The organism is Acinetobacter legionensis, assembly GCF_057165765.1.
Genome location: NZ_CM169896.1, coordinates 3,577,108 through 3,589,949 on the forward strand (window position 1 = coordinate 3,577,108; position 12,842 = coordinate 3,589,949).

Below are 12,842 nucleotides of genomic sequence, written 5' to 3' on the forward strand. Positions count from 1 at the left end.
GAACAGTTCACTAATTTTCAATGGATATTAAAACCCATGAAATAATTTATTCATGTCTTTACACAAATAATCTTTAAAGTGAAATGCCCGTGCATGTTTTGCATCAAACTTGGCCGTTTGACCATCTTTTTCAAAAATATAAACACGGTCATCCTTACTGACAAGAAACTCACCACCCAGTTTGATCAATAAGGCATCTATCTTATCTTCATCGGCAATACTGTCATCTTGGCTGACTTTGTCATAATTACGTCTAATGCCTTTTATAAACATCATCTACTCACACGTTCTATTTAGCCAGAATTATACCCTTTTCAGTGCCTTTAAAATGGCCCTAAATAAACATTATCAAAATCATTCGGCTTGTTTAACCCGATAAATACTTATAAAATAGCCCAATCATGTGTTATCGCGGCTGCTGAACCCGATCAACTCATGAATTTTAGCTATGGACAATACACAACAATATTTTGAAAATGAATTAAACCGCAATCGCGCTTGGAGACGTAAGGTAAATTATTTACACCGTGGTCGAGATTGCAGACATACTTCAAGCCTTTGGAAACCAGAAAAAGACTGGAAATTACTTTGGAACAGATCGTTAAAAAGATCTCGTTCTAAACAATTAAGAATTGAATATCCACGTATTTCTTCTGCCAAAAGACGAAAACAAGCACAATATGATTTTTGGAAGACTGCTGATTGAACACCCTTTTTATTTGTAGTCGTAACCAATGGCGTAGTCCCACTGCCGAGCGTGTCTTTGCAGTGGGCTATGGCATTTCCACGCGCTCTGCGGGAACAAGTAAACACGCCAAACATCGTATTTCTGCCAAAGATATTGCGTGGGCAGATATGATTTTTGTCATGGAGCAAAAGCATAAACAAAATATCAAAGAGAAATTCCCCAACCAGTTACAACATAAAAAAGTCATGGTATTGGATATTCCAGACGATTATCACTATATGGATGAAGAGTTAATCGAAATTTTAACAGAGGCTATGCAACCCTATTTGCCTTAAATGCTAAAGACCTTGCCATCAATCTGTATGACCAATTCATAATCAAAATGATGACGAAACAACCTTAAATTGCCATAACTCAACCCGATCAATATTTAACAATAAAATAAATGATGCAGAATCCACTAAAAGTATTTTCTATCCTTAAAACCTTCACGCTTATCTTGGTGATATGCGCGCTTCTATTCAGCTTTAGTTTTATATTTAGATTTTCTGACTCAAATTCAGATGAGATTCCTTTTACGGCGACTACAGAAAAACTGGGAATATTTCAAAAATATAACAACCAAATCTATGCCGCTGTACCCAGCAATGGTGATTATTTGATCCCAGAAGCAGATGTTCAAAGTTTTTATTTACCCAATGATAATTACCAATACCGACAACTAGGTGCAGATAAACTGCATGTCTATTGTGGCAATATCATCCTAAAGGGTGTGCAACCTCAACAGGTGAAAACTATTGGGGATGGTTATTTTACTGCTGGAAAAGACACTTGGTATTGCTCCCCCTCCACCGAACGAAATAAAGATTTAAGTGCGCTTCGAGAAGTATGGCAAATCATGCAACAAAATTTTGCCCTAGCTTCAAAACCACAAAGTTATCTCTACCCCTATTTTAAACTTGGATCAGGCAATCTGCCTTATCGTGTCAATTCCGGAAATGATACGGCAAGTAATGGGACATTCACCTATTTTCAAGGGAAATTACTTTCAGGAGCCAATCCAGACCAACTCAAACTTGTCTTAGGTGAACGTAACTATGCCTATCGAGCGGATGGAAAAAACGTCTATTACAATAACACCCTGCTCGATTTAAAAGACAATGGAAAGCTTTATAGTATTGAAATAGACGGTTTAAATAACCAATATTATTTGCTCAATCCTGTCGATGGTATGGTCTATGTCAACGAATTTGCCTTTGATCCTCAATATGCGCCTTATCATCTCTTAAGCAAACATGGCGATCATATTAACCATGCTTTGTTTTATAACGACACAGGGATTTATTATTTTGATCTGAATAAGAAAAAAATGCGTCGCGCAGGTGATAGTCCATTTTTAGGCAAAGCATTTAAAGAAATCGCACCGCTGATTTTTTCTGATGGCACACAGCTTCTCTATCTACAAGCCAGTGAATATCGCAGCAATAAAGGATCAGCCTCTTCCAAATCCACCCATATTCTAAAATTAGCTGAACCACTTCATTCCTCATGGCAAAAACTTGGGGATGTAAATTACAACTATGGCAGTGTATGGAAAAATGGCAATGCATTTTACTATTTTGATCAGTTAGGAAATAGCCAACTGGTTAAGGCCACGATTTATCATATTCGCGACCCACAAACGATTCAAAATTTACTGAGAACTCAACCACGCACTGACGATATTCGACAATGGATTGAAGAGCAAAAAATGGTTGAAGCCAAACATGTAGAATTACTCGAAGTAGAGACAACTAACCGCTCAGACAAATATTGGGGCTTGTTGGTTCCAATCATTTTCATAGCATTTTTGAGTATGCTGATGTGGATATTTAAACGGTTTAATTTAAATTTTTCCCCATTTTATATACGCAATCATAAACTGATCGTCAGTAATTTGATGATGACCTCTTACCCATTAGATCAGGTCACATGCGTTGAATTTAGTACCCATAGGACAACAGCGAATGGTAGTCATATTGGGCACTTTCAAATTTTACAGCGTAATGGAAAACGCAGCAGAATCTTTAATTTTAGTACGCAATTACGCTTACGGAGTGACTCACAAGTAGAATTAAATCAATATATCCAACAACTCAGAAATGAGTTAACACGCCATGGTATCCAGAATACAATACGAAATTAAGCGTGGTATCAACTGAATATCGCATTGGCAATTACATGATCTCAATATATTTTTGATCTTTATTGAGTGCACAATATCCACATTATTATTTTGAGCTTTAACATGAAAATCTGGTTATCTCTTCTGACTTTGGGTCTTTTTACCTTTTCTTCTGCACATGCAGATATTCAGACTTTACAGCAAAACTTAAAAACCAAATATCCTGAGATTCAGGTGAAATCGGTACAAAACTCACCAATTAAAGATGTTTATGAAGTCTATATGGGTGGGCGTATTGTTTATACCAATGAAGAAGCAAAATATTTCTTTGTCGGCAATTTAATTGATCTTAAAGAACAAAAAAATCTGACTGAAGAACGTATGCAAGCGCTAAAAAGTATTGATGTAAAATCATTACCTTTGAAACAAGCCATTAAGCATGTCAAAGGTAAAGGTGAACGTGTAATCTACGTATTTAGTGATCCTGACTGTCCATATTGCCAACATCTTGAAAAAGAATTAAAAAATATCGACAACTTAACCGTTTACTTATTTTTATACCCAATTACCCGTTTACATCCAAATGCTGAAAGTATTTCACAGCAAATCTGGTGCTCTAAAAACCAGTACCAAGCGTGGGAAGACTATTTAATTGATAAGAAACAACCGACTTCAAACAAGTCATGTACGAACCCAATTGAGAAAAATATTGCTTTAGCAAAATCACTCGAAGTCGATGGTACACCAACATTCTTCTTACAAGATGGCACCCGTATTTCAGGGGCACGTGAAGCAGGCGAAATTGAATTACTCCTCAAAGCAGTAAAATAACAGCCCACAGCCTAGAGAATAAAAAATTTCTCTAGGCTTTAATGTTGTTAAAATATCCTTAATTCTTTCTTATTTATAAATAAATTAAAATTTAAATACACTAACTTATACAATAGGCATGTTTACATTTATAATTTTCAAATTATGATAAAAACGTCCTCAACAATGTTCTCACACCATAAATGGAATTATGTTGAAATTAAAACAAGGTATATCGTCAAAATGAAAAAAATTCTATTCGCTACACTACTCAGCTTTTCATGTATTTCTGCATTTGCAGCAGATACAGCTAAAGCGAACATTGACCCTACATTTGCCAAAGCACAAGAGCTAATTCAAGCAAAAAACTATCCTGCGGCGTATCAAGAACTTGAACGTCTTGCAAAGGCTGGCAATGCGCAAGCATTATATAACTTAGGCTATTTAACCCAAACGGGACAAGGTACAACCAAAGACGATAAGAAAGCTTTGAAATATTATCAAGATGCTTCAGCAAAAGGCTATTCTGTTGCAAGCTATGTCTTGGCGCAAAGCTATGCAGTAGGTCAATTGGGCTTAGCCAAAGATGAAAAGAAAGTCCGTGAATACTTAGAGAAGTCCTCTGCTCAAGGATTTGATGATGCTACCGTGGAATTGGCTGTTTTATTATTTTCTGAAGGTACACCTGCATCTGATAAACTCGGCTTACAAAAACTTGATCCTTTAGTGAAAAAAGATTTTGCACCTGCAATTCATGCGAAAGCGCTGTATGACATCACCGATGGCTTAAAGAAGAAAAATGCATCAGCAGTTAATCAAGGTTTAAAATCAATCCAAGATTTAGCTAAAAAAGGATATATTCCAGCATTGATGGCTGTCGGAAATATGCTGACTAATGGCAATATCATTGATCAAAATCTGCCAGAAGCACAAAAGATTTTCTCAGAACTTGCTAAAAATAATGTGCCTAAGGCAAAAGAGTCTTTGGATGTTGTAAACAAACTAATTGCTGAAAAAGGCAAAACACCTGCTCCCAAAGCACCAGCAAAAAAATAAGCAGCTCTTAAAAAATACTCTCGCAAGAGAGTATTTTTTTACCACCAAACACCAATCAAAACACTCACCACAATAAAACTCAGTAAAGTACTAATCATCAATGGTGTCAGTGCTTTTTCATTTAAACCATAGACTTGGCCAAAAATTCCAAATATAGAGGGCATAGGCAAAGCAGCAATCAAGGTACCTGCATAAATCATCTTTTGATCCAAGTCGGTTAAATGAGTCAAGCCTAAATAGACCAATATCGGCATACAGATATTTTTAGAAACCACCAAATAAATGGTTTGTAGATTAAGTGATTGAATCGTAATCCCAACCATTCCACCACCAATAATAAATAACGCTAAAGGTGAGGCAGTCTGACCTAACAAGGCAAATACTTGGTCTAATACATGTGGAATTTGAATTTCGAAGATCGTACAGCTCATGCCAATCATCACTGACAAGAACAATGGATTTTTTAATAAAGCCAGAAATGTTGTTTTTAAAATAGCGGCTAAATTGGCTTGTCTTTGTCGCCCTATTTCTGCCAAGGTTAACATCAGCGGTACAAGAAATACGCTTTCAATGATAACAATCAGTGAAATATAAATCATGGCTTCACTACCCATCAGCAAAGTCAAAATTGCTGCGCCCAGTAACCCAGTATTGGACATTGATGCGCCAAGTGAAAACACAGAAGCATGGGTAAAATGATTGTTAAAAAGCTTTTGCCCTAAAATAAAGGCCAAAATAAATAGAGTAAAAGTAACCCCTGTATAAACAAAGAAATAGGCAGGATACCAAATCTCATGTAAATCTTTTGCAGCCAGTGCATGAAGTAATAAAGCAGGCAATGCAATTTTGATTACAAAAGCACCAATTGCAGTAATTTGCTCTTTAGAGATCAATTGGATTTTGACAGATATAAAACCCAAAAATAACAGGAAAAATACTGGAAAAATTACCGAAAAAATCATTCAAGCCGTTCCTTTTCCAGATCATACAAATAAAGATATATCCTAGAATATATCTTTATTAAGTTTAAATACGTTTAAAGAATAATGAGTGAATCAAAACTGTTATGCCATCAATATGCTGAGAACAGATCTTTGATTCCATGCGGCTGACAACGTAAATATTGTGGTGCAATCGAGATTTTTGCACCCAATTTTGCTGCAGCATGCCAAGGCCAGCGTGGGTCATATAAAATCGCTCTTGCCAATGCAATTGCATCTGCTTCAGCATCTTGAAGAATCTGTTCAGCTTGCTCAGCTTCGGTAATTAAGCCCACTGTTATTACAGGAATATTCACCTGCTTTTTAATCGCATTTGCAAAAGGCACTTGGTAATTTGCAGCCACTTTAATATCTTGTTGAATATGCAATCCCGCAGAAGATACATGGATATAAGCAGCACCAAGTTGCGCTAAAGCTTTTGATAAGCCAATGCTTGATTCAACATTCCAGCTATTTTCTGCATCCATCCAGTCAGTTGCAGAAATACGTACACCTACAGGGTAGTCAGTTGGCACAACTGCTCGAATGGCTTGAAAAACTTCTAATGTAAAACGAATACGATTTTCAAAACTTCCACCATATTCATCAGTTCGCTGGTTAGACAGTGGTGACATAAATTGATGTAGTAAATACCCATGCGCCGCATGAATTTCAATCAATGAAAAACCAGCATCTACTGCACGAATCGCCGCTTGCGCAAAGTCTTGAATAATTGTTTTAATTTCATCAATGGTTAATTCATGCGGTGCAATATCATTCGGGCTAAAAGCAATACCGCTGGCTGATACAGTTTGCCATCCGTGTTCATGGTCAGGCGCAATCTGACCTTTCCCCTGCTTCACCAACCAAGGCTTTTCAGTCGAAGCTTTACGACCTGCATGCGCAAGCTGAATAGCAAAAGGTGTGGGAGCAATGCTTTTTACCTTATTGAGTAAAGCTTTGATTTGATCTCGTTGGGTATCATTCCAAAGTCCCACATCAGCATAACTGATCCGCCCTTCGGCTTGAACCGCTGTCGCCTCAATAATACATAAGCTCGCACCTGACAAAGCGTAACTTGCCCATTGTTGTTCATGCCAATAAGTCACTTCACCCTGATCTGTTGCTGAGTATTGACACATTGGTGCAATAATAATTTTATTGCTGAGGGAGAGTGAACCAAATTGAATAGATTCAAATAACTTTGGTTGAGCAGACATAAATTATTTTCCCAATGAATTAGAACTGTTTAGTGATACTAAGTCCTGCACTCCAGTTAATACCATCAGCAGGTTCAAAGAATCGACTATTACCATCATTTACAATGACTGAACCAACATAATTTTTATCGAATAAATTATCGACTCGAGCAAAACTATGCACTTTCCAATCATTGTTTTTCCAGATATAACCGACATTCATACTGGTTACTGTATAACTTGGTGCAGTATCTGTATTGAGATCGTCTACATAGATTTTATCCATATAACGAACATCTACACCTGCGTTAAAGCCCTGCTCAGGCAACCAACCGAAAGATACAAAGGCTTGATTTTTTGCAATACCAGGAATGTAATTGCCACTTTGGATGACTTTTTTAGGATCACTGTTGGGAATGTCTGCATCAAATGTAGCATCAAGCAAGCTATAACTAGCTTGAGCCGTTAAATTCTTCCACAGCTTTTTATTCCATGACAGCTCTACACCTTGGCGCAGTGTTTTATCTGCATTTTGATAGGTTGCACGTCCATTGAGTGTCCCCGCAGAAACGATATCATCTTGAGTATTACTTTGGAAAACTGCAGCAGTAAAATTACCTAGGCGATTTTGTGCTTTTAAACCAAGCTCATAGTTATCACTGGTTGAAGGTTTAAGCGCAAAATTAATCCCTGCCGTGCCTTGTGTTGGATAGGCCATTTCGGTAAAGGTTGGTGTTTCAAAGCCTTTAGCATAACTGAGATAACTGCTGATCTCAGGAGTAATTTCCCATGTCAAAGCAGCCGATGGAAGCAATTTGTTATAATCGGTTTGACCACTATCATCGCCATTCAAACCAATAATATAGTGATCTTTTGACTCATAATGAACATTGCTATAGCGTAACCCTGTATCTAGACGTACAGTCGGCAAAAACTGCCAAGATGCCTGAAGATAAGGATCTAAATTCCATAAAGTATTTCGTTCATCACGGCGCAAGTTGCCTTTTACCCCATATTGGCCATTGGCATTAAAATTCTCATACCCTTGGCGGTCTTCATTCATTGCATCATAAGCCACGCCTACACTGATCCGTGTATTCGGTAATAAGTCTTTGCCAGTCCAACGTAAATCAGTGCCATAAAAGTCTCGTTCGAAATCAATCACCCCACCAGCATGACGTGGATTCTTTTGAGCAGAACTTGGAATGGACTGGTATTGAGTCACTTCACGATGACCAATATAAGCCATACTATAAAGCTCTTGATGATCATTCAGGGGCTTAGTCCAATTGATACCTGTTTGTGTTTGATTAATATCTTTACGAACGTCATAGATATTTTTACTGTCATTGACCTGTTTAGGATTTTGCTTCCATTGCTCGCGTGTCAAACCTTGTGGATCATCAGCGGAAATATCCACATGATTGATCAGCCAATTGATCTTAGAACCATCATCTAAGTCCCACGTGAGTTTGGCATTGCTCAACACTTTTCTTGCGGCACTGTGATCACGATAGCCATCAGTATCAAAATAAGAAGAACTGATCACATAGCTTGGTTCATTGGCTTTATCTGCACCACCTTGTAAGGTGATGTCAGCACGGCCTTTATTGTTACTTCCACCTGAATAACCTAACTCTACCGAATCACGCCCTGTTCCTTCTTTGGTCGTGGTGAGAATCGTGCCCCCAGAGGAGTTTCCATACAGTGATGAAAATGGCCCACCTAGCACTTCAATATGATCTAAACTCGTTAAATCAATATTTGAAGTTTGGCCTTGTCCGTCTGGCATCGTCGCAGGAATCCCATCGACATAAAGACGTATCCCACGGACTCCAAAAGTTGAGCGTGCGCCAAAACCGCGCATAGACAGTTGTAAGTCTTGGGCATAATTTTCACGATTATTGAGCTGTAACCCTGGGATTCCCTTGAGTGTTTCAGTGAGGTTTACCCCAATATTATTTTGATTTTGTTGTTGATCGACTCTATATACCGATGCCGGGGTATTTAATATGTTAGTATCAGAACGTGTAGCTTCAATTTTGATGGTTGGAAGTTGCTGAGTAGAATGCTGCTGAGTGGAATCTTGAGATTCCACTTCAGCATATAAGCTCTGTGTGATACATACCGTTAAGCAAAGTAGTGTTGTATTAATTTTTAGATGTTTCACTCTTTGCATAAAGGTGTCCTCGAGTTGTATTAAAAAATAATTTTAGACCCCAAGCCAACGACAAATGCATTGTCCACCTGATTGGTTGCACCAGGATGTACCACATACTGCACTAAAGGACGAAGCATGAACCATTTGGCAGGGTAATATGAGTAGTTCAACTCAACATTATACTCTGCATCTTCATTCAACTGTCTTAAATTTGTTCCTGAACGAGCACTATTCACATAGTTAGTATACCGATCGTTCAAATGTACTCGATTTACAGCTAGACCTAGAATATCGTTTGGTTGACTATCAAACAGACCATAGTATTTTAGACCAAGTTGCTGTGAATCATTTACGGCTGTCGTCGTACGATCATGAATGGTGAAGTTACCAAAACTGTGTAAACCACGTTTTCCTATCCCAGCTGAAGTCAACTGCTGTTCAAACGCAAACCAACCGCCGTATGTACGATCTTCAGCCTTAGTTCCTGCTTTATAAGCAACATCGTACTGATTTTGAGCCTCATCAGCAGTATTGTAAAGCGTACCAATACGATAACTGCCTGGTAAATCATTCACACCCTGCTTAGGTGACCACACCACTTCAGAAAGAATATTTACACCATCGGCATGCTTTGTATCCAAATTCCAGCCTTGTCGCTCTAAAGCATTATCAGGGTTGTATTCAAACACCCCCACTTGTGCAAATAGTTCAGGATTGATGTGATATTTTAAGCGTGCGCCCCATTGTGAGACTGGTGTGTTATACCAAAGCTTACCTTGCCATTTCCCCATCTGTGCTGCACAAAATGCATTGCCTTGGAAATCACAAGCCATGGTATTGAATTCAGTACCTAAACCCATACGACCTAAACGCAGGCTTAGTCCTTGATCCTTAAAATTCTTTTCTATATATAATTCGCTGAGACGGCTCCCCGAATTACCACGGCCCCAATTGGCTTGCGAGTTTGCCCACTGAGGTGCATCTGGTGCTTGGATACCTCTGAGTGAAGTACTTTCACCTTGACGTGCTGTAACTAAAGCACGAATAGTCACATCATTCCAACCCGCCAGCTTCCCCATATCTAAAGTTGTACCCAGTCCGAATTGTGTCGCAAATGTTGGCGCTTGGTGCGCATCATAACCACCCTCAGCGAGATATGAACTGTCCATGGCAATCGTGCCATCAAATTTGATTCCCTTTTCTGCAAATTCAGTCCGACTCCCATTCCAGTCACCCGTCATGGTCGAGCCATGTAAATTAAACGCATCTTCAGCTGAGGCAAAAGACATTATGCTATATACAGAGATTGCCAATAAAGGATAAGCAATTTTTTTCATGGGAAAGCCTAATCAGGAACAAAACGAATAAAGATAAACCAGCCAACTCTCAATCACTTTAACTGTCTAAATTTAATAGAAAGTTCCAGCTTTAAAATGACTATTTTTGCTGAAATATCGAGATAAAAAGAATTATTTCAGCAAACAATTCACTAGAAATTTACACATTTTTTTACATATAACTATCAGATATTTTTTATCAATTGGAAAACTTTATTTTATTAATAAACTTTATATTATATAACAATGGCTTAGGAATAATATTTCAATCTTATTCAACGATCATCTCTATAATTTCAACCTAAAGTCGTAGGCTCAACAGAACCGCCCTTTAATGCAATCCAATTCTTGCATACAATATTCAGTCCTCACACCAATGTGACAAGTGCATGCCTGAATTACCAGAAGTTGAAACAACAAAAAACAGTTTACTCCCCCTGATTGACCAGAAAGTTCTTCATGTTCAAGTACGTGAGTCACGGTTACGCTGGCCAATTCCCGAAGATATTCAACAACTTCAAGGTCAGAAACTCGTTCGCTTAACACGTCGTTCAAAATATATTTTGGCAGAGTTTGAAACCCATAGCATGTTATGGCACTTGGGTATGTCAGGGAGTTTTAGAATCTGTGATGAACATGAAGCGCTTAGAAAGCATGACCATCTGATCATTCAATTTGAAGACACACAGCTGCGCTATCATGATCCCCGACGCTTTGGTTGTATCATTTGGCTGAATGAGGAAAGCCAAACAAAATTGATTGATACTTTAGGGCCTGAACCATTGAGTGATGAATTTCATGCCGAATATTTAGCAGAAAAGTTTAAAAATAAAAATGTCGGCACAAAAGTTGCAATCATGGATAACCATATTGTTGTGGGTGTAGGTAATATTTACGCAACTGAAAGCTTATTTAATTTAGGGATTCACCCTGCACAGCCTGCTTCGAGTTTGACGAAAGCGCAAATTCAAAAATTGGTCATCGAAATTAAACGAATTTTAAAGCAAGCGATTGATTTGGGTGGGTCAACCTTAAGAGACTATAGCAATGCCATGGGTGAGAATGGCTACTTTCAGCAGACCTTATTGGCTTATGGACGTGCGGGTGAGATGTGCATTAACTGTGAAACCACTTTAGAAAATTTAAAGTTAGGACAAAGAGCCAGTGTGTTTTGCCCACAATGCCAGCCATTAAAGATCGCGAAGAGCATCCCACAAAAACCACGAGGAAAAAGTAAATGAAAACTGCAATCGTTCGACATATTCTCGTCAAAGATAAGGACTTGGCAGAACAACTTAAGAAGAAGATTCATGATGGTGCTGATTTTGCCAAAGTGGCCAAACAGCATTCCACATGTAATTCAGCAAAACGTGGTGGTGAACTGGGTGAAGTGAAAAAAGGACAGCTTGTTCCTGTGATTGATAAACTTGTATTTACCGCTGCTGAACGTGTACTCCATGGCCCAGTAAAAAGCCAATTCGGCTTTCACTTGGTTGAGATTAAATTTCGCATGGATTTTTAGTTTAAAGATTTACATTCTTGGTATGAAGTTGAAATGATATCCCCTTGTCTGGCAATTCCCATACTCGCACCTCGCTCAAAACTCATCCATGCCTTAGTAAGGGGCTGACTCGGTTGATTTATGTATCCATACAATCCTTTTCCTTGCCCTTCAATAATACAGATTGGCTGATTCATAAATAACTTCTGAGTATTTCCACTTAGAATTTGAACTGTTTGCTCTATTACTGTTTCGGAATCATCATTTCGCTCTAATGACTTAGAAATGTCTTCCGCAGACTTTATTGTCAAATGCAAAGGTTGCTCAAACACAAGCGCTTTAAAGCGTTCAGGTAATGCTTGATAAGATGGTGATGGTTCTTCATCACCTTTATAATGATGATAATCCTGAATATGACAATGAATCTTCTTAAATTGTGAACGTGCACTTCCCATCGTTTGTGACCATGACATTGAACTGGCTACATCCTCAATATCTTTAATTAAAAATGCACTCTGAGCGTTTTGCAAATATATAAAGTTTTCAAAATCTGCACTTTGATTTGCCAAGGGGTCTGACTTATTCAATTTTTCCGTTTTTAAAATGATTTGGTCATTTCGTTTTATATATTGACCCGTTTGCAATTCAATATCTGAAACTTCATCTATAGGAGAGTACTTGACATCATCAAAGCTTAATATTTCAAATCTGTTGTTTTTTATTCCAATAAAGGTATATAAACCAAATGCATAGCGACTAAAATAAATCCCTTGAACCTGATCATTAGAATCATATTGTTCACATATCGAGATCACTTGAGGGCGTATTTCTGGGCTGAACTGCTTAATAAAATTTTCATCAACTTTAACTTGGGCTTGGCATCCATAGATTAGAAAACTCGCCAAAACAATAAAAATCTGAGCTGTTCTAGTCACTTTAAACCATC

13 protein-coding genes are annotated in these 12,842 nt (G+C 38.0%); 7 read left to right on the forward strand and 6 right to left on the reverse strand.

Annotated features, from left to right (window positions below; translation table 11 throughout):
• Positions 1 to 27: 27 nt before the first annotated feature.
• Entirely contained in the window at positions 28 to 273 is a 246-nt protein-coding gene (locus AC2G3J_RS16235; protein WP_004722984.1) for a hypothetical protein, read from the reverse strand.
• Between the two features lie 175 nt (positions 274 to 448).
• On the opposite strand from AC2G3J_RS16235, the gene AC2G3J_RS16240 reads away from it, so the two are divergent.
• The 5 genes from AC2G3J_RS16240 (at position 449) to AC2G3J_RS16260 (ending at position 4,718) form a co-directional block, all read left to right on the forward strand.
• Positions 449 to 706, forward strand: a complete 258-nt coding sequence (locus tag AC2G3J_RS16240; RefSeq protein WP_483770282.1) for a hypothetical protein — start codon at positions 449 to 451, stop codon at positions 704 to 706.
• Complete coding sequence (locus AC2G3J_RS16245; protein ID WP_353161165.1) at positions 703 to 1,023, forward strand: low molecular weight protein tyrosine phosphatase family protein; 321 nt, start codon at positions 703 to 705, stop codon at positions 1,021 to 1,023. Before AC2G3J_RS16240 ends, AC2G3J_RS16245 begins: the two co-directional genes overlap by 4 nt.
• Before the next feature lie 110 nt (positions 1,024 to 1,133).
• Positions 1,134 to 2,873: a DKNYY domain-containing protein gene (locus AC2G3J_RS16250; protein WP_483770283.1), complete on the forward strand. Its 1,740-nt coding sequence runs from the start codon at positions 1,134 to 1,136 to the stop codon at positions 2,871 to 2,873.
• Positions 2,874 to 2,975: 102 nt separating this feature from the next.
• Complete coding sequence (locus tag AC2G3J_RS16255; protein WP_004819173.1) at positions 2,976 to 3,683, forward strand: DsbC family protein; 708 nt, start codon at positions 2,976 to 2,978, stop codon at positions 3,681 to 3,683.
• Between the two features lie 222 nt (positions 3,684 to 3,905).
• Positions 3,906 to 4,718 (forward strand): tetratricopeptide repeat protein, encoded by an 813-nt coding sequence (locus tag AC2G3J_RS16260; protein WP_336953344.1) that lies wholly within the window; start codon positions 3,906 to 3,908, stop codon positions 4,716 to 4,718.
• A gap of 38 nt (positions 4,719 to 4,756) precedes the next feature.
• Here the strand turns inward: AC2G3J_RS16260 and AC2G3J_RS16265 are convergent, their stop codons facing one another.
• The 4 genes from AC2G3J_RS16265 to AC2G3J_RS16280 all read right to left on the reverse strand — a co-directional run bounded on the left by AC2G3J_RS16265 (position 4,757) and on the right by AC2G3J_RS16280 (position 10,395).
• Positions 4,757 to 5,680, reverse strand: a complete 924-nt coding sequence (locus tag AC2G3J_RS16265; RefSeq protein ID WP_483770284.1) for an AEC family transporter — start codon at positions 5,678 to 5,680, stop codon at positions 4,757 to 4,759.
• 110 nt (positions 5,681 to 5,790) lie between these two features.
• Positions 5,791 to 6,918: an NADH:flavin oxidoreductase/NADH oxidase gene (locus AC2G3J_RS16270; protein ID WP_419328057.1), complete on the reverse strand. Its 1,128-nt coding sequence runs from the start codon at positions 6,916 to 6,918 to the stop codon at positions 5,791 to 5,793.
• A 19-nt stretch (positions 6,919 to 6,937) separates the two neighbouring features.
• Positions 6,938 to 9,076 carry a TonB-dependent receptor domain-containing protein gene (locus AC2G3J_RS16275; protein WP_483770285.1) on the reverse strand — a complete coding sequence of 713 codons (2,139 nt, stop codon included), beginning with the start codon at positions 9,074 to 9,076 and terminating at the stop codon, positions 6,938 to 6,940.
• Positions 9,077 to 9,096: 20 nt separating this feature from the next.
• The gene (locus tag AC2G3J_RS16280; RefSeq protein WP_483770286.1) at positions 9,097 to 10,395 is read right to left on the reverse strand and encodes a carbohydrate porin; all 1,299 of its coding nucleotides are present in this window, start codon (positions 10,393 to 10,395) and stop codon (positions 9,097 to 9,099) included.
• Positions 10,396 to 10,784: 389 nt separating this feature from the next.
• On the opposite strand from AC2G3J_RS16280, the gene mutM reads away from it, so the two are divergent.
• Entirely contained in the window at positions 10,785 to 11,636 is an 852-nt protein-coding gene (gene mutM / locus AC2G3J_RS16285; RefSeq protein WP_336953349.1) for a bifunctional DNA-formamidopyrimidine glycosylase/DNA-(apurinic or apyrimidinic site) lyase, read from the forward strand.
• Positions 11,633 to 11,917: a peptidylprolyl isomerase gene (locus AC2G3J_RS16290; protein WP_004819160.1), complete on the forward strand. Its 285-nt coding sequence runs from the start codon at positions 11,633 to 11,635 to the stop codon at positions 11,915 to 11,917. Before mutM ends, AC2G3J_RS16290 begins: the two co-directional genes overlap by 4 nt.
• On the opposite strand, the gene AC2G3J_RS16295 is transcribed toward AC2G3J_RS16290, so the two are convergent.
• The gene (locus AC2G3J_RS16295; protein WP_483770287.1) at positions 11,914 to 12,831 is read right to left on the reverse strand and encodes a hypothetical protein; all 918 of its coding nucleotides are present in this window, start codon (positions 12,829 to 12,831) and stop codon (positions 11,914 to 11,916) included. The genes AC2G3J_RS16290 and AC2G3J_RS16295 overlap by 4 nt on opposite strands.
• Positions 12,832 to 12,842 lie beyond the last annotated feature (11 nt).